Here is a 24630-nt window from a genome sequence, read left to right on the forward strand (position 1 = left end):
CTTCTCCCCGGTCTGGGTCAGCCGCGCGGGGAACCGAAACGGCCCGGCGGCGACCCGGTTGATACCTTAGTCGCGGGTGTCGGCGTTGGGCACGGAACCATCACTGTGGTATGCGCTGGGACCGGAAGTTTCCACAACTTCTTCCTCGTCGCCTTCTTCGCCCTCACGAGCGGCTTCGCGAATCTGACGGCCTTCCAAAATGGCGTCGGCCATGCGGGAAGTGAACAGCTTGACGGCGCGAATCGCATCGTCGTTGCCGGGAATGACGTAGTCCACGTTCTCGGGATCGCAGTTGGTGTCGACGATGCCCACGATGGGAATGCCCAACTTGTTGGCTTCGGACACGGCGATCTTCTCGCGATTGGGGTCGACCACAAAAATCGCATCCGGCAAGCGCGTCATGCTCTTGATCCCGGAGAGAACCTTGTTCAACTTCTCTTTTTTCTTCTCGACGTCGAGAATTTCTTTCTTGGTAAGCTTGTCGTAAGACCCATCGTGCGCCATGGCTTCCAAGCGGTTGAGCGTTTCAACCGACTTGCGGATGGTCTTGAAGTTGGTGAGCGTGCCGCCCAACCAGCGATTGTTGACATAGTACATGCTGCAGCGCTGCGCTTCGTTCTCGATGGACTCTTGGGCCTGACGCTTGGTGCCCACAAACAAAACACTGCCACCGTTTTCGGCGACATTCTGGACGAACTGAACAGCTTCTTTGAACTTCTTCAGCGTCTTCTGCAAATCGATGATGTAGATGCCGTTGCGACTGCCGAAGATGAACTTTTTCATCTTCGGATTCCAGCGTTTGGTCTGGTGACCAAAGTGGACGCCGGCTTCCAGCAATTCTTTCATGGAAATGTGAACCATGTGGAACCTGCCTTTTCATGCAACCCGTTTGAAAGCAACGGGTTTAACTTTGACATTCGGTTTGTCCGCCAGGTCCGCGGACAAGGTTGAGAGGGAACGGTCCGAGCCGGGGGCTCGAGGCCAAACACGCCTGTAGTGCTTGGACCCCGCTCAGCGTTTGGAGAACTGGAAGCGTCTGCGTGCACCACGCAAACCGGGCTTCTGACGTTCTTTCTCACGAGAATCGCGGGTGAGGAAACCGGCAGCTTTCAGCTTGCCGCGCAGTTCGGCGTTGAATTCGGTCAACGCGCGCGAGATGCCGTGGCGAATGGCGCCGGCTTGGCCGGTGGTACCGCCGCCGCTGACGGTGACGAAGATGTCGAACTTGTCTTGGGTTTCGGTCAGCGTCAAGGGCTGACGGATGATCATTTTCAAAAGATCGGTGGGAAAGTAGTCGTCGAATTCACGCTTGTTCACCGTGATTTTGCCGGTGCCGGGGCGCAGGAACACGCGCGCCACGGATGACTTCCTTCTTCCGGTGCCGTAGTATTGGATATCGGCCACGTTCAGTGCCTCCTCAGATGTTCAATTCAAGGGCTTCGGGTTGCTGTGCCGCATGCGGGTGATTGGTTCCCGCGTAAACTTTCAGCTTGCGGTACATGGCACGGCCCATTTTCGTTTTCGGCAACATCCCCTTGATGGCGATTTCGAGGGGACGGATGGGGTGCTTCTGCAAAAGGTGCCCGGCAGTGATGGTCTTCAGGCTGCCTGGACGCGAAGAGTGTCTGCGATAGACTTTGAACTGCAGCTTTTTCCCGGTGAAACGGACCTTGTCAGCATTGATGATGATGACGTGATCGCCCGTATCGATATGGGGGGTATAGATGGGCTTGTGTTTACCCATCAAGATGCGCGCTACAGAGCTCGCGACTCGACCAATGGGCTTACCTTCGGCGTCAACCACGTACCACTTGCGCTCTACGCTTTCCTTACTGGGGAAGTAAGTTGACATGCTCGGTACTCCTGTGTTGTCTGGAGGGAAGTCCCTCCGCTTATCGTATTTACCAGTTCCGCGCGAAACCGATCAGGGTATCCGCACGAAACCCTAACTCTACTATAGAACCAAAGGTAGGTCAAAAAGATTTTGGGGACCTCCCCGGAGGCGCCGAATGGCGCGCCACCAGGGGGTTTCCAGCGGTTCAGGTGCGGAACAGGACCTCTTCCCGTTGGAACCATTTGCTGCAAAAAAGAATGCCGAAAACCGCGATCAACAGGGTCGATGCGAAGATCATCATATAGTGCAACGGATCCAGGGTTCCCTTGATGATTTCCTTACTGGCCAGGCTCACGTTGAGCAGCGGCACCATCGAAGTGGCAAGGGTCAGTTTCACGCCGGGCAGGATGGAAAGCAGCACCGGGAAGATGACCAGGTAGGAAATGGGCACCCCATAGGCCTGGGCTTCCTTGTAGGACTTGGCGTAGATGCTGACGGAAAGCAGGAGCGCCGCGAAGATACAGGCCAACGGCAGGATCAACAGCCCGATCTTGAGAAAATCCATCAGGGCGATCGAGGAAATGAAGTTCAACAGATCTTGGCCTTCGCGACCTTCGAGATTGCGAACCATGTAGAGGGCGCTCAGGGCGGTACTGACGATCGAGAGTCCGGCGGAGATGACGGCCGCGCTGGCGACCACCAGATATTTGCCGACGACCAGTTGCCACCGCTCCACCGGGCTGATCAAGAGCGTCTCCAACGTGGTGCGTTCCTTTTCGCCCGCACCCAGGTCGGCGGCGGGGTACATGGCCCCCAAAAAGGTGAAGATTATAAATATGTAGGGAAGGAAGGCGCCCAGGTGTTCGCCGAGCCGTTCGCGCGTGGAGGCCAACCGGCTCTCTTTGGCCAGGATGGGTTCCAAGAGGGATTCGCGTTGCAGCGAGGCTGAAACGCCCAATTCCTTCAGGCGCTGATCGCGCAGCTCCCTGCCGTACTCCACCAGCGGCTGGCTGACGCGCCCATACACCATGTCGATACTGCTGGCACCGGTGGACTGAATGTCGACACTGGCCTGAAACCCCTCGTCCAGGAGTTCCTGGAAATCGTCGGGAACCAACAGGGCCGCATCCAGCTCGCCGTTGCGAATCATGCGGGCCACGGCGGAGGGGTTGACCTGGTCGATCAACTTGAATTCACTGTTGTCCCGATAAATATCGCGGATTTTCGGCCAGTTGCGTTCGCCCACCAGCGCGATCTTCAGCACCCGTTGGCGCTCCTCGGTGGTCACGTTCTCCATGAACTTGAACGTCCCGTAGAAAATCAACGGCATGACGAAGGTCGGCAGGGCGAGCATGAAAAACAGGGTCTTGCGATCGCGGATGGTCTCGAGGAACTCTTTGAGGTATATGGTGAAAATCAGCTTCATGCCGCGCCCCCTTCCAAGCGGTCGAGGGGCGCCGCGGCCCCGATGGCCTTCATGAAGGCCTGAGTCAAATCCTGGCTTCCCTGCAAGCGCTTGAACTCGGGAACGGTGCCGTGAAACTTGGACACGCCTTGATCGATGACGACGACTTCGTCGCAGAGCTCCTCCACCTCGTGCAGGCTGTGGGTGGAGAAAATCACGGTGCGTTGCTGGCGCTTGGAATCCGCGATGAACTCGAGCAGGACCTGCACGGACATGATGTCGAGACCGGTGGTCGGTTCGTCGAAGATCAGAATCGAAGGATCGTGGATCAGGGTCCGAACGATGTTGACCTTCTGCTTCATCCCGGTGGATAACCGGTCGTTGCGTTCATTGGCGTAGCCGTGCATGCCGAAACGGTCGAACAACTTGTCGACGCGCTCGACCAGTTCGGCCTGGGGTACGCGGTGCAGTCGACCGAAGTACATGACCATCTCGCGTGCGGTAAGGCGGGGGTAGAGCCCGGTGGTTCCGGAGAGGAATCCGATGCGCCGCCGAATCTCGTTGGGGAACAGGCTGAAATCTTCACCATCGATCATGATGCGACCGGCGGTGGGTTTGAGCGCGGTGGAAAGAACCCGCAGGGTGGTGGTTTTGCCCGCACCGTTGGGACCGACCATGCCGAGAACCCGGCCCTTTTCGCACTTGAAACTGATGCCGCGCAACGCGTGAAACAATTTCCCCTGATCGCGGGGATCGGCAACCTCGCCGCGATCCTTGGTCCCTCTGTTTTTTGGAACTTTGAAGGTCTTTTCCAAACCGATGGCTTCGATCATGAAATCCTCTCGAACGGTAAATTGATTGTGGTGGGCTCGAATGTTTCGACGCCGGCGCCGTGGTGAGCCGCCCGTGGGTCATCGCCAAAAACAATGCGAGCCAAGGCACTTATCGCGGGTGCCCTCCCTCTTCGTCGCTTTCAGTAACGCGGCACCGCATCATTCTTACACGTGAATGTCGCACACCCTCCAAAAACCCCGGCGCGGGTTCTCGAAGCGAGGGGCAACCCCCTCCGACAAGCCGCCCGAGCCATGGGCGAGCCGACCGCCGTACGGATTGCCGCATAACTCCGGCTTTTCGTTAAATCATCTATCCAAATGCGCTTATCCCAACCATGGCCGGCGGAAAGGTGCGCATGGCCACTTGAAAACCACGGGTATCACGCGGTATGGTGACCGCCAGGGGCCACTCGTTTCCACCCCGATCCCGGTCGATGCCGCTTTTGCTCGTCACAATCCATTCGAATTCGCGCCAAGGACCGTTCATGACCTCCCCGCTCTCCCGTAAAGTTTTCGATCGCCTCAAAGGTGGCTTGCGTTACGCCGGGCTCCTCTGGCGTTACCAGCTCCCCGTATTCGCCCTGGCCGTCTTGACCTGCTGGTATCTATCGATCTCGTTTTGGTGGCTGGCGGTGCTCGCGCCGATTTCGTTGCTGGCCAGCGAGGTCATTCGCCATATCGCGCAGACCCGCATGTTCGGACCGGTCATTCATCGGGTGGAGACGGACGAACCGATGGTCGCCCTCACCTTCGACGACGGACCCAATCCGCCCTACACCGGGCACCTGCTCAAGACCCTGCGGCGCCACGGCGCCAAGGCCACTTTTTTCGTCATCGGGCGGCTGGTGGAGCAATCGCCGGAGACCGTCAAGGAGATCCTCGCCGACGGACACCAGGTGGGCAACCACTCCTACCACCATCGCCCCATGATCGGCAAAACGCCGTTTGGGGTCGCGAGCGAGATCAAACGCTGCGATCGACTCCTGGAGAGCCTCGGCTGCCCTCCGGGCATCGTGTTTCGCACGCCCTTCGCCGCGCAGTTCCTGTCGGTGCCTTTCGTGCTGGCCCTGCAGAAGCGGGCCAACATCATGTTCGACGTCTCCCCGCGAGACTGGGAGCTCACCAACGCCAAAAAAATCGCCAAGCGCGTTTTGGAAGGCGTTTCGCCGGGATCCATCGTGCGGCTTCACGACGGGGGTGGCAACCGCAGCGCCACCTGCAAGGCGGTCGACATCATCGCGCGCGAATTGATCAAACGCGGATTCCGCATGGTGACGGTGGAAACCCTGATGGCAGCCCGCACGGTCCCGCTTCAGTCGGCCTCTTGAGCCCTCTCCCCCGCCTTGCCCGCCAGCGGGTCGACGCGGTCCGAGCGATCAGGGTCGATAGGGATCTTCCGAAGTCAAATACCCCAAAATCAACTGCTGGTGGGGATGCGCCTCGACCCAGGCTTTGATCTTCCGTAGCTCGGCGTAGTCGTCCTCGCCGAAACGATCGCGGTAGAGCTTGGCGAAATTGTCCCGCTGATCCAATTGCTTGAGCTTTTCCTGCCAGGCCCTGGTGAAGATCTTGTAGAACTCGTCGTGTAGATTCACCGATCGGAGCACCTTCCATTCGTCCTTGTCGAACCACACGCCGCCACATCCGCGGCAATGGTCCAAGTGAAACTGAATGTCTTGGCGAACTCGGTACTTGAACAGGATCTGCCGGCAGGTGGGACACAGCTTGGGAACCGGACTGTCCTGAATCTCGAATTGGGTCAACGGATGGGCGCTTTCTTCCGCGACCTCACGACTTGCCAACCAGTACTCGTAGTCGTTGGCCATGATCCAGTCGCCCTCGCACGCGCCACAATGGTACGCCTTGGGGCCGTCCTCCAAATTGACGGTGACCATCGACTGGTGGCGACAGATCGGACATTTCATGCAAGCACCTCGGTTCCTTCGATCATAGCGGAAATCATAGCATCAGGCAGCAGATGTCCCGCCGTCGAAATCGAGAGAGGTTCACGACCGGTTCGGCGCGTTTGGATCGCGTGCGGTCAGATCGTTTCCAACGAAGCCAGCATGGCGCGAAACTCGGGCTCGCCGCGCACACCGTCGAAATCGGGATCGTTGCGAATCTGCGCCGTGTACTCGCCTTTGCGATCGAGCTCGATCACTCGATCCAAGGCATCCATCACGCCCGCCACATCACCCAGCCGCGCGTACCAGCATCCCAGATTGTAGTGGGAAGCCACATCGCAGGGTTCCAGCTCGATCGCGCGGAGTTGGTCCTTCACGGCCTCCGCCAACCGGTCCTGATGGCCGTAGATCAGCGCACGGGTGTGAAAGAAATGAGCCCGGCCATCGTCCAGGGCGATCGCGCGATCGAGGTCCGCCAGCGCGCGGTTTTCGCGATGAAAGTCGCGCTCGATCAAGGCGCGGATGAAATAGGCGGTGGCGTTTCCCTCGTCCAGGGCCAGGGCCCTGAGACAATCCTGCACCGCCTGGTCACACTGACCCAATTCGTGCAACACGTTGGCGCGGTTGCTGAAGTAGTAGGTGCCGTTTGGATCCAGGTCGATCGCGGCGTTAAAGTCGTACAGCGCATCGTCGAGCAGGCCCAGGTGGAGATAGGCCAAACCGCGGTTGTTGTAGGCGGTATGGGCGCGCGGGTCGCGCGCCAGGGCCTTGGCGTAGGCATCGACCGCCAGCTCCCACTGCTCCATCGCGGCATGGGTGGCCGCCTTGTTGAAAAAATGGAAAAACTCGCGGTAATCGAGGGCGATCGCGCGATCGAAATCCATCAGGGCACCGAGATGGTCGCCCGACATCTTGCGCACCATGCCGCGCAGGTTGTGGGCTTCCGCCATATCGGGATGATAGACGAGCGCCCGGTCGCAATCGGCCAGCGTGCCCGCCCAATTCTCCATCTCGAAAAAGAGCTCGGCTCGCCGGAACAGGTAACTGCCGTTGCCGGGCTCCAACTCGATCGCTTCGCTCAAATCGCTGACGGCCAGGCTCAGGGCCCCCTGCCCGCGATGGCAAAGCGCCCGTTGGTGAAGCGCTTCGGCTCGATCCACATCGCGCTGCAACAGGTCGTCGAAGACCTCGATGGCCGCGCCGTACTGCTCCAGGGTTCGCGACACGATCCCCTTGTTGAACAAGTTGCGGGTGTCGTCGGGCTCCAACTCGACGGCTGTCGAGAAATCACACAAGGCTTTCTCGAAATGGCCCAGGAGATAGTGCAGGTAACCGCGCAATCCATAGGCGGCCCAACATCCCGGATCCAGGGCCAGAGCCCGGTCGCAATCCTCCAGCGCCGCTTCGCGATGGCCCATGTTGTCCCGATTGTTGGCGCGGTTGACGAGGAACCCCGGTTTTCGAGGGTTGCAGGTGACCGCGCTGGAAAAATCACTTTCGGCCGCGTTCAGGTGACCCAGGCGCGCGTGGGCCCAACCGCGCAAATCGAAAAGCTCGCCCCGGAAGGTTCGGTGTTCGAGGGCCTGGTTACAAACCCGAATGGTCTGGTAGGCGTCGTCCATTTCTTTATGTACACGCGCCAGGTTCATCAGGAAAAGGGGGTTCCCGGGCTCGAACGCCAGTGCCAGGCTCAGGTTTTCCAGTGCGTCGCTCCACTCGCGGCGTCGACGGTGGAACAGGGCCTGAAGATGGTAGGCCTCGGCCATGTTGGGCATCAGGGCCAGGACGCGGTAGATATCGTCGAAGGCCTCGGAATGGAGATCCAGATCGAACCGGGCATGGGCCCGCAGCAACAGGAGCCTGGCCACCGAGTCACGCAGTGCCTCGTGTTCCAACGTGATGATTTCTTCACGCGAAGGTCCGGCTTCGAAAAAAAGGAGCACCTGGTTCAACAGTTTCAAAGCCTGGTCCGGACGTTCCAGATCCAACAGGCACTGGGCCGCCAAGGAGGCGTGATTCGGGCAAAGCGGATCCAGGGCGCGGGCGCGGTTGGCTTCCTGCAACGCGGCTTCCGGGCGACCCCGGCGCCACAAAGCTTCGCCATGGCGCGCGATGATCTGGGCCAGCGTGGCGTCACGTGTCTCGGCATCGTTCGGCGTGGCCACGGCCTTGGTCGTGAGCCGGTCTTTCCGACCGCCGTCGGTCTCGGCACACTCCACCAGGGCCATCACTTCCCGAAAAGGACCATCCGGCTCCGTCCCCAACTCGGGGGAGCCGTTCCAAGGGTCTCGGCCATCCATCCGGTCTACCAACTTCATATCTCCTCAAAGTGCCCTTTGCCATAACCGTTGTGGATATATTAAAGATAACACTAATTTGTGGAAAAACACTCGATTTGCACGTGTTGACCCAGACTTGCCGGTCACGCGATCTCCATCGAGGCCCTTTTCGGTTCCGCCGGGAAGCACGCATCCGGCGCGAAAAGGCAGCGCCCTCGGTTCTCGCGAGGGAGCGATAGGGAGTCGCGGGACCTCCCCAAAGCCGGCGGACCCCAGAAGAACGGCGGTCCGGCCAGCGCGAATAAAGCGGCATCCGTTAATTCCAAGAGCAAGACAAGAAGCGATTCAAAACAAGGATCACAACAATCTTCTCACACAAATTAATTATAAGCATTAGGTTAAAACAAAATATTTGAAAATTAACCAATTTCAAACCTATACTTGAGAAACTGATTCACGTTCTCAAAACACAACCCCTCTGCATCCTTTCGAACCAAAGGATCAACCCACTCATTTTGTGGAGGTACCACCATGAGTAACCCCGGTGACTTCCTAAAGATGCTCGACACGGGCCACGCGATCGTTCTCAAAGAATTTCCACAAGCCCAGCTATACGAGGCCGATTGGAACCGAGGACAGCCCGAACTCTGGCGTTTCGTGTACAACGATCCCGCCACCGTACCGAACAGCACCATCATTCTCAACAATGTGAAGGGACAATTCGAGCCGCCGCGCCACATCGACTCTCCGTGGCTGGAAGACCGCGTCATTCCCTTTCCGGTCCCCATGAATCTGACCGTCGCCGAAGCCTTGGCCAAAAAGGCGGGCTTCGACGGCGACATCGCAGCCATTACCCTGCGCTGGCCGCTGTACCCCGAATCCCACGAGCCTTGCTACATTCTCGGGATTCCCTCGCAGCACGTTCACGTCTTCGTGGGCGTCTATACCCATCAGGTTTCCACCTCACCGCTAAGCACCTGAGGTCGTAATCCAGGCCGTCGCCTCGCTCCTGGTTCGACCTGGGGGGCAGGAGTCGCGCGACGGCCTTTGAAGCCGAGAAGGCAGCCTGCCTTTCCCACGAGGAAGATTGGTGTAGACTGAAGCATACTCCCCAATCTGTCGGGGCAGCACCGATTCCCTCGTTCAAAGGAAGCACGCATGCAGGCCCAACCCCTTCTCATCATAGGTAATTACAATTATTCGAGCTGGTCCCTACGTCCCTGGCTGCTGATGCGCCACTACGACGTTCCCTTCCAGGTCGAACGCCTTTTGCTCGGTACCGACTCCTTTCACTGCGAAGTGCGCAAGTATTCACCCAGCGGGAAAGTCCCCGCGCTGGTTCACGGCGAAATCGACATCTGGGATTCGCTGGCGATCTGTGAATACGTCACGGAAACCTTCGATCAGGTCAAGGGCTGGCCGTCGGATGTGCGAACCCGCGCCGAAGCCCGCGCCGTCGCCGCGGAAATGCACTCGGGGTTCCTCACCCTGCGGACGCTGATGCCGATGAACGTGCGCCAGACCCTGGCCCCGCGCGGCCCGAACGCGGAACTCCAGGCGGAGATCGACCGAATCTGCCAACTGTGGCGCGACCTGCGAAAAGCCCACGGCGCATCGGGACCCTTTCTCTTCGGACCACACCTCACCATCGCCGACGCGATGTACGCGCCGGTCGTGTACCGGTTCATCAGCTACCAGACCGAGCTGGACTCGGTTTGTCGCGAGTACGTGAACCACATGAAGGGTTTGCCCGCCATGCGTGAATGGCGCGAGGCCTCGCTGGCCGAAACGGAAGTCCTCAGCATCTACGAAGAAAACGAAGGATAGAGAATCGGAAGGTATCAGGCGTCAGGTTTCAGGTTTCAGGTCTCAGGTTTCAGGTCTCAGGCCTCAGCCAATCAATTCGAGGCACCCGTTTCATGCCGACCCGACACCTGATATCCGAAACCCGATGCCGTGCCCATCCAGGCGAACCGCCCCTGTCGTGGACATCGCCACGCTCCTGGATGGGCACCATTCCAAGGCGGTGGCGTTCTAGTCTCGGGCAGCCGCCATCCACGTCCGGACACCTACTGCCTGACACCTGACACCTGACACCTGACACCTGGCACACGATACCCTGCCCATCCAGGCGAACCGCCCCTGTCGTGGACGTCGCAACATTCCTGGATCGGCACTAAGTTTATGCGCGAGAGCCGATCGACCGATTCCTTCCCTCGGGGCCGGCGACGGCCGCGTCTGCGTGCTCCTGGCGCACGACGGCCGCGGGTGCCGGCCGCAGGATTTGCCGCGCGTGTTCAGCCAGGGGTTCATGGAGCGGCAGATCGGTTTCGACCTGCACTTCTGCGCCATCGCGATCGAGGAAATGGAAGGACGATTGGAAGTCCATTCGGACGGCGAAAATCAAGGCATGCAGTTCGAGATCCTGTTGCCGACCGCCGAGGGCTGAGGCAGGGGAGGCATCGCACCCAGCCCCTGCACGACATCGCTTTCGCGGGTTTTTCAGGAACCGTTTCAGGGAGATGCAGCGGTGGATTTCCCGAAAGAAACGCACCCGAAGAATAGCCGCAAGGGCTTGATCTTTCGACGACTTGTCGGATCTCTCCACGAGCCGCCAAAATTTACCCACCATTCTCCTTTTTCAAAATTTAACCTTTAGGTCCATCCCTTTTTGCGGTATCTTGAAGGCGCCCGGTGTTTAATCGCGGTGGGACGTGCTCAACTAATGAATCAAGACCTGATGACGATTCTGGCCTGGATTCTTATCGTACTGTTCGGAATCGGCTCCCTTATATTGATGAAGCCAAAAGAAGAAGCCCCAACCAAAAAAAACAAAGACCGCGAGCCCGAGGTCAATCCCGAAACTCAACGGGATTTTTTCGACAGTGTCGCTCGTGGTGAATTGGATGTCGTTCGCGACTACGTCGAGCACGGCTACCCAGTCAACCAGCCCTACCCCACCGGGAAGCGACCGCTCCTGGTCGCGGTGGAATGCGGTGACTTGGCCATGGTCCAGTACCTGGTGGAGCAGGGCGCCAAACCCGATCTACCGGACACCAACGGCTGGACTTCGCTGATGTGGGCCGTGCGCAAGGGCCACGAAGACCTGGCCGCGTGGTTGATCGAACGCGGCGCCGGCCTGGATCGCCAAAACAACCAGGGCCAGACCGCCCTGATGCTGGCCGCGGCCTATTCCAAACAAAATCTTCTGGAGCGCTTGCTGAAAGCCGATGCCGATCCGTCCTTGAAGGATGCCGCCGGTTGGGACGCGCTCTTTTTCGCCATCGACGAGAGCAACCGCAAGGCCATCGACCGCCTGTTGGCGGCGGGCATCAACCCGCTCAGCCCGGACACCGAAGGCCGAACGGCCATCAGTTTGGCCAGGGAAAAGGCCGAACGTCGCCCGGAAGTGTACGAACCGTTCAAATCGTGGCGCTCGTCCGAGCCGGAAACCACGCCGCCGGTGCGCCGTTGCGACGACGAGCCCTGCGACAACAAAAGAGGTTCGTTGAAGTGGCTCGCGATCCTGTTGGTACCGCTGCTGGTGGCCGGCGCCTGGTTCGGTGTCAAATCGGATCTGTTCCCGCTTCCGGGAGGAGCCGAGGGAGGTGCCGCCGGTGTGGCCGGCACCAAAGCCCCGCCCGACGAAGCGCTGATTCCCGCGGGATACGCCCATTTCGCCGGTGGACCCTTTCAAATGGGTTGCTCGCCGTTCGACCTGCTGTGCAACGACGACGAATCGCCGTCCCATACCGTCGAGGTCGACACCTTCCTCCTGGGTAAGCGCGAAGTGACGCGAGCCCAATACGCGGCATTCATCGAAGGCGGCCACCCGCTTGCCGAAGGACGGGTGATGCCGGAGGTTGCCGGTCTGGACGAAGATCATCCGATCACCCACGTCACCTGGTACGACGCCATCGCCTTCTGCAATTGGCTGTCCCTCACCCAGGGCCTGACACCCGCCTACAGCCACGAGGGCTCCAGCGAGACGATCCCCATCGTCACCGATCAGGATTGCGTCGAAGATTGCGCGGTGAAATTCCCGATCCTGACCGACATCGAGGCCTCCGGCTATCGATTGCCCACCGAGGCGGAATGGGAGAAGGCGGCACGCGGCATCACCCTGGAAAACACCTATCCCTGGGGCGCCGATCCCCCCATGAAGGACTCGATTCCCCGCTGCAATTTCGACAGTGACGGCCCATTGCCGGTGGGCACCTTCGCCTACTATCGCGGCCACGGCGATACGGTCGACCTCGCCGGCAACGTTTCGGAATGGGTACACGACCTCTACGCCGAGGATTTCTACACCCGATTGGCGGGGCGGAACCCGGTCAACGAATCGTTCGGCGAGATGCGGGTCATTCGCGGCGGTCACTTCGGCAGTTCCGAAAACGGCGTCCGCGTCTCGGCGCGAGACTTCGCCTATCCGTCGGCCGGTCACGCCAACGTGGGATTCCGCATCTGTCGCCGTTTCTGAGCGGGGCGCCGCGGGGTGCGAAGCCCCGCTGACGATCGGTGCGAAGATCGCGCTTTTTTTGCGAAATAAGGTGATGGGCGAGTGCGTTAGGTTTTTCAAACGCCGCCCGCCGCCCTGCCGACGGAAGGTCGGATCGCACCGCCCGGGTGGTCGTGAAAGGGTCTCCGTGCGCGCCCTCCAAGCCATGCGAAGCGCTTGTGAAAATACGGAAGAAGGGGTAAGATGCCAGTATCCAAACTGGTTTCCCGATATGTTTCGTCGCCATTCGGCACCAAGCGAAATCATTACATTTTTTCATCTTTTCCTTTCGCGCACACAGACTATCTCCTACCCTTCAAGGATCTCACCTTGCTTTTCTCAAACCCATTTGGGTTCCCCTCTCAGGGAGGTCGACACGCATGGAAATAGGCTTGCGCAAGCGTATCGAACGGTTAGAGCTGTTGCATCGAGTCGCGATCGCCCTTTCCGCCGAACAGGACAAGGACCGTTTGGTGGAAATGATTTTGGAAGAGGCCAAGAAGCTCTGTAATGCCGATGCCGGCACCCTTTACCTGCGAACCCAAGACGATCATCTCCGTTTCGCCATTTTGCGCACGGAGAGCCTGGGCCTCTCGCTGGGCGGGTCCACCGGAAAACCGATCGACCTACCGCCCATTCCCCTCTACGACCCCGAATCGGGGAAACCCAATCACCGCAACATCGCCTCCTATTCGGCGCTGGTCAAGCAGTCCATCAACATCCCCGACGCCTATCACCACCAGGGCTTCGATTTTTCCGGCACCAAGGCGTTCGACTCCCACAACGGCTACCGCTCCACCTCGTTCCTCACCATTCCGCTGGTCAACTACGAGGGCCTGGTCGTGGGTGTCCTGCAGTTGATCAACGCCACCGACCCCCAGAGCGGTACCGTCATCGCCTTCAGCCGCGAACTTCAGGATTTCGTCGAAACCCTCGCCTACCAGGCCGCGATCGCACTCGACAACCAGTTGCTGCTCGACGGCCAGAAAGCGTTGATGGAGAGCTTCATCAAGTTGATCGCAACCGCCATCGACGCCAAGTCGCCCTACACCGGCGGCCATTGCGAGCGGGTCCCGGTGATCACCGAAATGCTGGCCAAGGCCGCCTGCGACTGTTCCGAAGGGCCCTTGTCGGAATTCCACATGGACGAGAAAGACTGGTACGAAATGCGGATCGCGGCGTGGATGCACGACTGCGGCAAGGTCGTCACCCCGGTCCACGTGATGGACAAGGCGACCAAGTTGGAAACCATCTTCGATCGCATCGACATGGTCCGCGCCCGTTTCGAAGTGCTGCGCCGCGATGCGGAACTGGCCTATCTGCGCGCCCTCCACGCGCGCGAGGGCGATCCGGATTCGTTGCGTGCGGCCTACGACGCCGAATTGAAACGCCTGGACGACGACCTGGCCTTCCTCGAAAAGGCCAACGAGGGCGGCGAGTTCCTGGCCAAAGAGGTTCAGGATCGCATCCGCGAAATCGGGAACCGGCCCTACAGGGAGGGCGGCGAACTGCGCACCCTGCTCACGAAGGAAGAAATCGAGAACCTGTGCATCGCCAAGGGCACCCTCACCCCGGAAGAGCGCATCGTGATCAACGGCCACATGGTGCAAACCATCAAAATGCTGGAAGCACTGCCCTGGCCGCGCTACCTGCGCCGGGTTCCCGAAATCGCGGGCGGTCACCACGAAAAGATGGACGGGTCCGGCTACCCCAAGGGCCTGTACGCCGGCGACATGTCGATTCCCGCCCGCATCATGGCCATCGCCGACGTGTTCGAAGCGCTCACCGCGCAGGATCGCCCCTACAAAAAAGGCAAGACCCTCTCGGAAACCATGCGCATCATGGGCTTCATGAAACGCGACAACCACCTCGACCCGGACCTGTTCAATCTGTTCGTCCGCAGCGGGATCTATCGCGAATACGGCAATCGCTACCTACCGCAGGAACTCATCGACGAGATCGACGAAACCGCCCTGCTCGCCATCGAACCCAAACCCTTCGAGTTACCATCGAAGGATGAGCGTTTCAAACGCCGCGATAGCTTCCTTCCCGAGTACTGTTTTTGATGGTTTGGCGCCTTTCGGGCATCTGGCTGTGGTTGAGCCTGACCCCCCTGTGTCTGGCCTACCGTTTTCCCAACCTGGAGCCCATCAGTACGCAACTGGAAACACTGCGCGGGTTGAACTTCCGCAAGGAGGTCGTGGCCCAACGCCAGAATCGCGTCGATTTCTCGGCCTACGTGACCCGCCAATTGGCGACCGTCTATCCCGTGGAAAGCTACGATCGGGTGGCGGAGGGCCTGGCACGTCTGGGCATGATGGCCCCGACCCGAAACCTGCTCGGCCAGGTCAAGTTGCTCATGGAAACCCAGGCGGCCGCCTATTACGATCCCGAAACCGACAGCTTTTTCGTGCTCGATTCGGCGGGCCAGAACCCCGACACGCTGGCCTCCTACGCCGCTCACGAACTGGTTCATGCACTTCAGGATCAGCATTTCGACCTGATGGCCCTGGTGGCCGAAGTGGATCGGGACTATCGCAACGGCTTCAGGGACGAGGATCGCATCATGGCTCTGCGGGCCTTGGTCGAGGGTGAGGCCAACTATTTGATGACCCTCTGGGAACTGAACCGCGAGTTGGGTTCCTCATCCGCAGAGGTCGGGTCCCAAGGGTTGGCGATCACCCAATCGATGTCCCAAATGAATCTTCCCCAAATGCTTCAGATGGTGCGCGATTCGGCCCGACATTCGGCCAAGCGCGCGGGACTGGACAAGGCCCAGTTGGACACCATCGGACGCATCCCCGGCTATTTGGTGCACCCCTTTTACGCCGCCTACCTCAAGGGTGCCTGGTTCGTCGCCTCGCTGCGGGTGGAACACGGCTGGGACGCGGTCTCGCGGGCTTACGAGGACCCGCCGCGCAGCAGCGAACAAATCCTTCATCCCCGCAAGTACTTCGGCGAACCGGAGGAGCGCGACCTGCCGACCTCGATGCGGTTCGAAGCACCCAAGTGGCTGAAGCGCAAGGGCTGGCAGGGCATCGACGAAGCCATCCACGGCGAGTTCTATCTGCGCATGTGGCTGGAACGCCTCGAGGTGCCCGCCAAGTCGGCGATCGCCGCGGCCGCGGGTTGGGACGGAGACTATTACCGCGCGTGGCGCCGCACCAACGGCGAAGTGCTGGTGGCACTGAGCACGACCTGGGACGATGCCCACGAGGCCACCCAATTCACCACGACGTTGCGCGACACCCTGACGACCCGCTATGGTGCCGGGCTGAAGGAAGCCGCACCGAAAACCCAGAACGGCGCTTGGCGATTGCGTTACGAATGCGGCGAGGGCCTGGGAACCGGCCTGATCGTTCGGCACAAGCGCGAGGTTTTCATGGTGGAGGGCGCCGATCTTCAAACCGTTCAGCGCCTGATGCGCTATCTCACGCGCCAGCCCATTTTCCATGTTCGTTGAGTATAATGGGTTACGATTCCAAACAACGTGAACCTACATTCACATCATATGAATACCCCACTCCATGAGGACCTGAACATGAAAAAACTCGGTATCCTGGTTTCGCTACTCGTCGCCACACTTTTCGTCGGATGTGAGCAAACTGCCAATGTCAGCTCACCCACCCTCTACGAACTCCAAAACGTCCGTTTTTCCCATCCCGACAATTGGAAGGTGACCGAAGACGTGGAGGAAAACGGCTTCCGCTATATTTTTGTCGAGACTTCCGGCGATGCCATCTTCATCATCCAATTGTTCGAGGGTATGGAAACCCTGTCCCTGGAAGAGTTTTCGAAAGAATTCTCGAAAAACTTCTCGAAAGGCATCCAACAGGAGTTGGAAGGTGGCGAGTTCACCGATAGCACCTATTCCGAAGTCGAACACGCCACGGCATACGGCAACCAACAGGGCTTCCTGGAGAAGTTCACCTTGACTTACGCGGGTCAGAAGGTGCCGCACCTGCGGGAATACTACGCCATCGAGACCGGTAACAAAGTCGCCTTCCTGATCACGCAGGTCGCGACGGCCGACGCCTCAAAGGTCAAACCCGGCTTCAGCATGATCTTGAAGTCGATCGTTTTCGATTGACCCCGGCGAAGTGATCCGGATCCACGACCTTGGGCGGTCTCGACGGACGCGTTCGATCCGAAGCGTGGCCGCCCGCCACAGGCCACCGCGCGTATTTTTCCGGCCGAGCGAAGGTTCGGGAGTGATCAAAATCATCCTGACGAATCAACTTCGCTTTATTCTGGCCTCGACTCGGGCTTTCCTCTAGAATGATCCCATTCCCTCCCTGGGGCAGAACCCCGTTTTTTCCGGTTCAGTAAGGTATGGTCCCGCCCGGGCCGCGCATTCCCGTCCGCCGCTGGTGTATTCCCCTCATTCGCGTGAGGAAGCGGCTCCCACCTCGTCCTTTTTCCCTTCTGGTGAGTCCGCACGCTCGGCGCATCCCATTCCCACGCCCACTGGATCGCGGCTGCATATCGATATGAATGTAAGGAATCACCATGCGCTTGGCTGACCTCGGCCACCGATCCGGCGGAACTCGTCGACCTGCAACACCTATATCCAAATCCGGACCCTCCACCGACCCCGAATCGCTACGAGAACCTTCGCCCCACCTGCCTTTCCTTTGGACCCGAACGGTGCGCCGACATGGCCAGGCGACCGCGCTCGTGACCGATGGCGATTCGATGGATTACCAAACCCTGGATCGCGAGGCCCAGCGCATCGCCGGGTTTCTCCGCGCGCGTGAGCTTCCTGCGGAGACGGTGGTCGCGCTGTTTCTGGAACGGGGGCCACACCTCCACGCGGCGCTGCTGGGCACCCTCCAGGTGGGCTGTGCCTATGTGGCCCTGAGCCGCGAATTGCCGCGGGGCCGCCTGGTGGACATGCTCCGGCAGAGCGGGGCCCGCGTGCTCGTCTGTGCCCAACCCGACCACGCCGTTGCGGAGTCCCTGCTGTGGCGCTGCCCCACCCTGTCCCACCTGCTCACCCTCCCCTCCGCCGTTCGCGAGCCGATCGACGCCGGTGATCGCCCCTTGATGAACCGAGAACTGTGGGAGCACGTGGCGACCACCGCCCGCGACGACATCGAGGCCGGTGGTTGGATCGACAGTTTTAGCGGGAACCCGCTGCCCGCCGAGGTCATGGCGGACTATGCCGCCAACGTCCATGCCCGTCTGGGCCCGCTGCTGTCTCCCTCCCTTCGCGTGCTCGAGATCGGCTGTGGTTCGGGTTACACCCTGCGCGCCCTGGCCCCCCATGTGGGCGGCTACGTCGCCACCGACCTGAGCGAGGCCATGTTGGCCTGGAATCGTCGTCAGTGCCGGGAGCGCGGCTGGCATCACGTGCGGTTCGCCCGCATGGAGGCCGCCCACATCGACATGCTGCGCGAGGATCCCTTCGATCTGGTGGTGCTCAACAGCGTGATCCAATGTTTCGGGGACTACGATTACCTGCGCCAGGTCCTGCGCCTGGCCATGGCCGCGATGGGCCCTCGCGGCCACCTGTTCCTCGGCGACCTGATGGATTTGGATCTCGAGGAGCCCTTGCTGGCGGCGCTGCACGCCGCGGCCATCGAAACACCCTCGGTCAAGACGGATTTTTCGAACGAGCTCTTTGTCTCGCGTGCCTTTCTGGAAGACTTATGCGCCGAAACGCCCGCCCTGGTCAGGGCCGATTTTCATCACAAGACCGGGACCACCGACAGTGAGTTGACCCGTTACCGGTTCGATTGCCTGCTCACCGTAGACGAGTCACGTGCCACGAGCCATGACCCCTGCGGCGAACCGCGCCACAAATACCGCTGGTCGGGTTCGCGCCCCGATCGGGATCCCGGCCGAGCCACACCGGCGATCCACCCCGACGCCTTGGCCAATTTGATGTTCACCAGCGGCTCCACCGGCCGCCCCAAGGCCGCCATGATCACCCATGCGGGCATCGCCGGGCTCGCCCTCGCCACGGGTCCCCAGGCCATCGTACCGGGCGACCGCGTCCTGCAAATCAGTTCCGTTTCCTTCGACGCATTCACCTGGGAAACCTTTGGCGCCTTCGCCAACGGCGCCTGTCTGGTGACCCTGCCAAAATCGGAACTTCTCGATGCCGACCTGTTCGCCCAGGCCCTGCGCGACCACCGCATCACGGTCGTGCTGATGGTACCCAGCCTGTTCAATCCCCATTGCGAACGCGACCCGACCATGTTCGCGGGCCTGCGGCTCCTGATCCTGGGCGGAGAGGCGGTTTCGGGTCACCACGTGGACCTGGTCATGCGACAGTGTCCCGATCTTCTGGTGGTCAATGCCTATGGACCGGCCGAAAACACGGTGATCGCCACCACTTGCGAGCTGCGAGGTCGCTACGCCAATCCGCCGATCGGCACGGCCATCCAAGGTGCCGAAGCGCTGGTCCTGGGAGATGACGGAACTCGGAAGGCGCCCGGCAAACCGGGCGAACTGTGTTTGGGAGGATCGGGTCTCGCCCGGGGCTATCGCGGTCGGCCCGGCCTGACCGCGGAACGCTTCCTTCCCCATCCCCATCGACCGGGCGCACGCCTATATCGAACCGGCGATCTCGTGCGACGTGGCCGACAGGGCGATCTGGAGTTTCTCGGCCGAGTCGACGATCAGGTCAAGATTCGCGGCCAACGGGTGGAGCCGGCGGAGATCGCCCGGGTGATGTCGGGCCTCGCGGGCGTTCAGGAGGCGAGAGTGATCGCCATCCCGCGTGAAGAACGCGACTGGGCGTTGTGCGCCTATTTCCGCAGCGCGGAGGCTTTGGACGTCCAGCGCTTGCGGGCGGAGTTGGTTCTTCGCCTGCCCGCAGCGATGATTCCCTCCTGGTTCATGCAAGTCCAAGCATTTCCCCTGACCGCCAACGGCAAGCTGGACAAACGTGCGTTGCCGCAGCCCAGTGCCCACTTCCGCGCCACCCGACGCAAGGAGGAAACGCCGTCGCCCGGCCTGGAATCCACCCTGGCCGAGATCTGGAAAACGTTGCTGCCGGGAGCGGATCCCGGTCGCTTCGACGATTTTTTCCGACTGGGGGGCCACAGTCTCAAGGCCACCCGTCTCTTGAGTCGCGTGCACGCCGAATGCGGCACCAAGGTCCCGCTGCGGGCCTTCATGTCGCGGCCCACCCTGGCCGCCCTGGCGGAGACCATCCGGGAGCTTTCGGGCCCCCAACCCACGCCGATCACCGCCACATCCGACGCGGACCACTACCCCCTGTCGCCGGGCCAGCACCGGCTGTGGCTGTTCCAGCAATGGCATCCCGACAGCCCCGCCTACCACGTGCCGGGTCTGTTTCGCGTGGACGGTCCCTTCGACCTGGACGCCTTCGGCGCGGCCCTCCGATACCTCGCCCAACGCCACGAAGCGATACGGACGGGGATTCTGTCCCAGGGCCACCAGCCGCGCCAGTTCGTTCTCGACGAGGTCCCGCTGATCCCGGAAGTCGTCGACCTGCGCGACCGGCCCGATCCGGAAACGGATGCCCTCCGAGCCGCCGAAGAGGCTGCCGCCCGCGCCTTCGACCTCGACCGTCCGCCCCTGCTCCGTTGTCACATCTACCGCCTCGCCGATCAGGCATATCTGGTGCTGTTGAACATGCACCACCTGGTCTGCGACGGTTGGTCCATGGGCCTGCTGATTCGAGACTTGGAGCAGGGTTACACGGAGGCCCTGAACGGCGGCGCCCCGCGGCCCGAAACACCGGCCGAGGCCCCGCAATACCGCGATTATGCCCTTTGGCTGGATCGGTGGTTGCGGGACGATGCCGGGCGAGCCCAGCGAGACTTCTGGCTGGCGCACTTGAACCCGCTGCCGCCTCAACCGGACCTTCCCAGCGATCGACCGCGATCGCCACGACAGACCCACGAGGGCCGATCGCTTCTGTTTCGCCTGGATGCCGCGACCAGCACCCGTCTGCGCCGATGTTGCCGGGAGTGGGGCATCTCCCTCTTCAGCGGCTGCCTGACCCTGCTGGAAATCTTGCTGTATCGCTATACCGGGCAACGCGACCTGGTGGTGGGCACGGCGGTCGCGGGCAGGACACGCATCGAGTGGGAGCCGTTGGTCGGATTCTTCGTCAACACCTTGGCCCTGCGTACCCGCATTGAGGGTCGGCCCACCTTTGCGACCTTGGCCCACCGGATCCACCAGACCTGCGTGGCCGCCTACGACCATCAGCTCTACCCCTTCGATCGATTGATCGAGGACCTGGGGGTCCCACGCGACCCTTCGCGCCCACCCCTGTTCAACGTCATGGCCATCATGCAGAACAACGAGGGCCACGGATGGCGCGTCCCGGAGCTCCACATCGAGCCGATCGTGCGCGAAGAACCGGCCAGCTTGTTCGATTGGAGCTGGCATTTCGCGGAAACGGGCGCGACGCTCACCATCAAGCTGATCTACAACCGAGCGCTCTACGGGCCGGCCAGGATGGCGCGCGTCGCTTCTCACTTCCAGAACATCGCCCAACAGGCCACGTCGGATCCCACGCTGCCCATCTCCGACCTGGTCATGTTGACCGCGTCGGAACGCGCCGATCTGCGTCGTTGGAGCAAACCGGTGGGCGCCGTCCCCACGGCGCGAACCCTCGCCGAATTGTTCCAACACAGCGTCTCGCGATTTCCCCAACGCCCGGCCCTGATCGAGGACGCCGGCACCTTGACCTACGCCGAGCTCGATCGAGCGGCCAACCAGCTTGCCCACTGCCTCGCCGCACGAGGCGTGGTCGCCGGTACCCGCGTCGCCGTCAATCGCGCGCGCGGGCGGTCCTGGCTGACGACGATGCTGGCGCTTTTCAAATTGGGCGCGGTCTATCTGCCGCTCGATCCGTCCATCCCGCTACAACGCCGGCGCACCATGGCCCACACCGCTCGCTGTGCCTTCCTGATCGGCGAATCGCTGGACGACGATTTCAGCATTCCCACGCCAAACTCCCGAGATTTGGCGTCCTTTCCCACCCATCTGCCCGACTTGCGGCCCAGCCGCGATCTCACCGCCTACATCATGTTCACCTCGGGCTCGACCGGTGAGCCGAAGGGCGTCTGCCTGGCCCATGGCGGAGTGGTCAACATGGCCGTCCACAGCGCGGCCCTGTTCGGTATCGAGGCCCGCGATCGCGTGCTTCAATTCGCCAGTTCGGCCTTCGACATCTCCATTGCCGAAGTCTTCCGCGCCTTTGCCGCCGGTGCGGCCTTGGTCCCGGTACCCGCCGGTCTTCGTCTGAACGCGTCGGCGTTCATACACTTCGTCGCGCGTCACGAGGTGACGGTCGCGGTGTTGCCGCCCGGCCTGATCCGCGTGTTGGGCGACCAGTTGCCGGCCTCGGTGCGCATCCTCAACAGCGGTGGAGACACGGCCTTTCCGGACGACGCCCATCACCACGCCGCACGGCGACGGTTCATCAACAGCTATGGCCCGACCGAGGGCTCGGTTACCGCCACCTGCCATCTCGTGACCGAGGAAGAGGATTCGGATCGCGACATTCCCATCGGTCGTCCCTTGGCGAACGTGGCGGTCCACGTGCTGGACCGCGATCAAAACCCCTTGCCGATCGGCGTGACGGGTGAGCTGCATCTGGGCGGCGATCTGCTGGCCCACGGGTACCTGGACGACCCGGGTCGCACGGCCCGAAGCTTCGTGCCCTCCCCTTTCGAAACGGGGGCGCGCCTGTACGCGACCGGCGATTTCGGGTATTGGGACGACCGGGGACGGCTCCACATCGTCGGCCGCCGCGACGATCAGGTCAAGGTACGCGGCTTCCGCATCGAGTTGGGCGAGGTTCGGTCGGCCTTGCTGAAACTGGCCGGCGTGGCCGATGCCGCGGTGTGCTGCACTCGCGACTCGGAGGGTGAAGCCACCCTCACGGCCTTCATCACCACCCGAACCGAGGCAGCCCCGTCGAGCGAGATCGAGTTCGGTCGACGGTTGCGCCGCCAACTGAAGGACCGATTGCCCGAATACATGGTGCCGACCCGTTTCCAGATCGAGTCGGGGTTCCAGCGAACCACCAGCGGCAAAATCGACCGTGCCGGTTTGGTGCGGCGTGCCGACGACGAGCGCCGAATCACCTCGCCGGACACCTGGGAAGCACGCCTGCTTCCCCACTGGCGCGACATTCTCGCGAAGCCGGAATTGGATGTGATGGACGACTTTTTCGCGAACGGCGGTAGCTCGCTGAAAGCGATGCGTCTCCTGACTCGGCTCGAGGTCCACCTGGGCTTGGTGCTGCCGCCGATGGCACTGTTCGGCGCGCCCACCGTCCGCGAGCTGGCCCATCGCCTGGGCAATCCGACCCGTCACGTGGAAGAGATCACGGTCTTCAATCCCACGGCGGCGCTGCCGATTTTCTGCTTCCCGCCGTCGATCGGGTTCCCCAGTTGCTACCGAAGCCTGGCGGCGGCGCTGCCGGAATATCGCCTGATCGGGTTCTCGTTTCCGGCCGCCCATGACGACCCCGCCGCTTGTCTGGCGGATCTGGTGGCGGACATCCCGACCGAAGGCCCCCGCTTGTTGCTGGGCTATTCGGCGGGGGCTCATTTGGCGGCACAGGTCGCCCAACGCCTGGGTGGCGAGGTTGCCGTTTTGTTGCTGGATCCGCGTCTGGAGGACGCCTCGGTGCCTCGCACCACATCGGAAGTGGACCATGTCTTCGCTTCGCCACGGCTGGCGGGCTGGCTGCCGCCGGGCCGAACGGGCGATCAGATTCGCGAAACGGCCCAGGCCTACGCGCGCTACATCGCGGAACACCGCATCGCGGAAGTGGATCGCGATTATTGCCACCTCATCGAGGCCGAAGACCAGTGGACGGGATTGCCGGAAGGGCGGAAGCGACATCGCGCCGCGGGCACCCACTTCGAGTTGTTGGAGGCGCCGTACCTGGCCCACAACGCGGCCTTGATCCGGAGGCTGTGCGCCTCGATCCTTGGCCACCCGGAGGTTGGAGAGCGCATCCCATAGAGACAGTCTTCCGGGGCAAGCGGGAACACTTCTTCACCCCCGAGTCGCCGCCCAGGCTAGGGGCCGAAATGCCGATGGCCGGATTGCCGGACCACCGGCACACCGGCCACCGGGTTTCAAGTGGGTAACCAAATGAAGCGAATCGCTGGGGAGTTCCCGCATGCACGAGAGAGGCGTCGTGGCAGTAGGTTGGTCACGGGCGGTATGCCCGCTGGGCCGACATTCATTGACGAACTCCCCGAACACCCACCTGTTTAGGTTTTTAGCTTTATCTTCAAGCTTTATAGAGTATGTCACATAAGAGCCGCGAACCAGCGGGCATACCCGCTCGATTTCGAGAAAGAAACAACCCTCTCTGGCAGCCGGCATGCTGTTCCCGGCTGCCAGAGAGGGTTGTCGTGCACGGCCGGTATGGCACGGTAGGTGCGACCGCTGGTCGCCCATTCCGAAGCCGAATGCTTCAATGCTCCCGCAATGGGCTGTGCATCTCTCTTTCAATTCCCGAACCTGCGATGCGCGGATCGCTTCGACAAGTTCATCCGGCGGATGAACCTACCGGGCACGACGAATCTTTCGGCATTCGGGAACTCCAAACGGATTCGTTTCAAGGGAGCCGCGAACCAGCGGGCATACCCGCTCGATTTCGAGAAAGAAACAACACACCTGGTTTCTGGCGAAGGGCCATGGGTCGTTCATCCGAAAAATTTAGCAGGAACGCATGAACATCGGAAACCAGGAAAGGATCGGCATTTGGTGTCACATCATGGTCCTGTTTTTCCTGGTTTCGTTCATTCCTGGCTTCCTGATCGAGATTTGACGACGGCAAGACCCAGCTCAGGTTGAACACACCACTTCGTTTCAAGAGGATCCCGAAGATCGCGGAGTCGAAGGTCTCGGTCACCAATCGGT

General features: G+C 61.1%; 16 protein-coding genes. 9 read left to right on the plus strand and 7 right to left on the minus strand.

Annotated elements, in window-relative coordinates:
* Positions 1–66 precede the first annotated feature (66 nt).
* The 5 genes from rpsB to J3U87_RS30800 form a co-directional block, all read right to left on the minus strand.
* Positions 67–861, minus strand: a complete 795-nt coding sequence (rpsB, locus tag J3U87_RS30780; protein ID WP_237379634.1) for a 30S ribosomal protein S2 — start codon at positions 859–861, stop codon at positions 67–69.
* 150 nt (positions 862–1011) lie between these two features.
* Complete coding sequence (gene rpsI / locus J3U87_RS30785) at positions 1012–1404, minus strand: 30S ribosomal protein S9 (RefSeq protein ID WP_237379635.1); 393 nt, start codon at positions 1402–1404, stop codon at positions 1012–1014.
* 13 nt (positions 1405–1417) lie between these two features.
* Positions 1418–1852, minus strand: coding sequence for a 50S ribosomal protein L13 (gene rplM, locus J3U87_RS30790; protein ID WP_237379636.1), 435 nt, complete (start codon positions 1850–1852; stop codon positions 1418–1420).
* Positions 1853–2039: 187 nt separating this feature from the next.
* A complete protein-coding gene (locus tag J3U87_RS30795) occupies positions 2040–3260 on the minus strand; it encodes an ABC transporter permease (RefSeq protein ID WP_237379637.1) in 1221 nt (406 codons plus the stop codon).
* Complete coding sequence (locus tag J3U87_RS30800; protein ID WP_237379638.1) at positions 3257–4072, minus strand: ABC transporter ATP-binding protein; 816 nt, start codon at positions 4070–4072, stop codon at positions 3257–3259. Before J3U87_RS30800 ends, J3U87_RS30795 begins: the two co-directional genes overlap by 4 nt.
* A 485-nt stretch (positions 4073–4557) precedes the next feature.
* Here J3U87_RS30800 and J3U87_RS30805 point away from each other — a divergent pair, with 485 nt between their 5' ends.
* The gene (locus J3U87_RS30805) at positions 4558–5400 is read left to right on the plus strand and encodes a polysaccharide deacetylase family protein (RefSeq protein WP_237379639.1); all 843 of its coding nucleotides are present in this window, start codon (positions 4558–4560) and stop codon (positions 5398–5400) included.
* A 48-nt stretch (positions 5401–5448) separates the two neighbouring features.
* On the opposite strand, the gene J3U87_RS30810 is transcribed toward J3U87_RS30805, so the two are convergent.
* Positions 5449–5997: a zf-TFIIB domain-containing protein gene (locus J3U87_RS30810; protein ID WP_237379640.1), complete on the minus strand. Its 549-nt coding sequence runs from the start codon at positions 5995–5997 to the stop codon at positions 5449–5451.
* 116 nt (positions 5998–6113) lie between these two features.
* Complete coding sequence (locus J3U87_RS30815; protein WP_237379641.1) at positions 6114–8294, minus strand: tetratricopeptide repeat protein; 2181 nt, start codon at positions 8292–8294, stop codon at positions 6114–6116.
* 492 nt (positions 8295–8786) lie between these two features.
* Here J3U87_RS30815 and J3U87_RS30820 point away from each other — a divergent pair, with 492 nt between their 5' ends.
* The 8 genes from J3U87_RS30820 (at position 8787) to J3U87_RS30855 (ending at position 23721) form a co-directional block, all read left to right on the plus strand.
* On the plus strand, positions 8787–9236 hold the full coding sequence (locus tag J3U87_RS30820; RefSeq protein ID WP_237379642.1) for a hypothetical protein: 450 nt from the start codon (positions 8787–8789) through the stop codon (positions 9234–9236).
* A gap of 177 nt (positions 9237–9413) precedes the next feature.
* The gene (locus J3U87_RS30825; protein ID WP_237379643.1) at positions 9414–10082 is read left to right on the plus strand and encodes a glutathione S-transferase family protein; all 669 of its coding nucleotides are present in this window, start codon (positions 9414–9416) and stop codon (positions 10080–10082) included.
* 379 nt (positions 10083–10461) lie between these two features.
* A complete protein-coding gene (locus J3U87_RS30830) occupies positions 10462–10704 on the plus strand; it encodes an ATP-binding protein (protein WP_337249580.1) in 243 nt (80 codons plus the stop codon).
* A gap of 276 nt (positions 10705–10980) precedes the next feature.
* On the plus strand, positions 10981–12735 hold the full coding sequence (locus J3U87_RS30835; protein ID WP_237379645.1) for an SUMF1/EgtB/PvdO family nonheme iron enzyme: 1755 nt from the start codon (positions 10981–10983) through the stop codon (positions 12733–12735).
* Between the two features lie 398 nt (positions 12736–13133).
* Positions 13134–14819 (plus strand): HD family phosphohydrolase, encoded by a 1686-nt coding sequence (locus tag J3U87_RS30840; protein WP_237379646.1) that lies wholly within the window; start codon positions 13134–13136, stop codon positions 14817–14819.
* Positions 14816–16216 (plus strand): hypothetical protein, encoded by a 1401-nt coding sequence (locus tag J3U87_RS30845; RefSeq protein ID WP_237379647.1) that lies wholly within the window; start codon positions 14816–14818, stop codon positions 16214–16216. Before J3U87_RS30840 ends, J3U87_RS30845 begins: the two co-directional genes overlap by 4 nt.
* A 78-nt stretch (positions 16217–16294) precedes the next feature.
* Positions 16295–16843, plus strand: coding sequence for a hypothetical protein (locus J3U87_RS30850; RefSeq protein ID WP_237379648.1), 549 nt, complete (start codon positions 16295–16297; stop codon positions 16841–16843).
* 557 nt (positions 16844–17400) lie between these two features.
* A complete protein-coding gene (locus J3U87_RS30855) occupies positions 17401–23721 on the plus strand; it encodes a non-ribosomal peptide synthetase (protein ID WP_237379649.1) in 6321 nt (2106 codons plus the stop codon).
* Positions 23722–24630: the final 909 nt, after the last annotated feature.

Source organism: Sulfidibacter corallicola (assembly GCF_017498545.1).
In the GTDB taxonomy this organism is placed as follows: domain Bacteria; phylum Acidobacteriota; class Holophagae; order Acanthopleuribacterales; family Acanthopleuribacteraceae; genus Sulfidibacter; species Sulfidibacter corallicola.

What these genes read in the sequence shown, in the direction of transcription:
- J3U87_RS30795 (WP_237379637.1), bottom strand. Translation starts at nt 3,260, where the DNA reads ATGAAGCTGATTTTCACCATATACCTCAAAGAGTTCCTCGAGACCATC.
- rplM (WP_237379636.1), bottom strand. Translation starts at nt 1,852, where the DNA reads ATGTCAACTTACTTCCCCAGTAAGGAAAGCGTAGAGCGCAAGTGGTAC.
- rpsB (WP_237379634.1), bottom strand. Translation starts at nt 861, where the DNA reads ATGGTTCACATTTCCATGAAAGAATTGCTGGAAGCCGGCGTCCACTTT.
- J3U87_RS30805 (WP_237379639.1), top strand. Translation starts at nt 4,558, where the DNA reads ATGACCTCCCCGCTCTCCCGTAAAGTTTTCGATCGCCTCAAAGGTGGC.
- J3U87_RS30850 (WP_237379648.1), top strand. Translation starts at nt 16,295, where the DNA reads ATGAAAAAACTCGGTATCCTGGTTTCGCTACTCGTCGCCACACTTTTC.
- J3U87_RS30820 (WP_237379642.1), top strand. Translation starts at nt 8,787, where the DNA reads ATGAGTAACCCCGGTGACTTCCTAAAGATGCTCGACACGGGCCACGCG.
- J3U87_RS30815 (WP_237379641.1), bottom strand. Translation starts at nt 8,294, where the DNA reads ATGAAGTTGGTAGACCGGATGGATGGCCGAGACCCTTGGAACGGCTCC.
- J3U87_RS30825 (WP_237379643.1), top strand. Translation starts at nt 9,414, where the DNA reads ATGCAGGCCCAACCCCTTCTCATCATAGGTAATTACAATTATTCGAGC.
- J3U87_RS30810 (WP_237379640.1), bottom strand. Translation starts at nt 5,997, where the DNA reads ATGAAATGTCCGATCTGTCGCCACCAGTCGATGGTCACCGTCAATTTG.
- J3U87_RS30800 (WP_237379638.1), bottom strand. Translation starts at nt 4,072, where the DNA reads ATGATCGAAGCCATCGGTTTGGAAAAGACCTTCAAAGTTCCAAAAAAC.
- J3U87_RS30840 (WP_237379646.1), top strand. Translation starts at nt 13,134, where the DNA reads ATGGAAATAGGCTTGCGCAAGCGTATCGAACGGTTAGAGCTGTTGCAT.
- J3U87_RS30835 (WP_237379645.1), top strand. Translation starts at nt 10,981, where the DNA reads ATGAATCAAGACCTGATGACGATTCTGGCCTGGATTCTTATCGTACTG.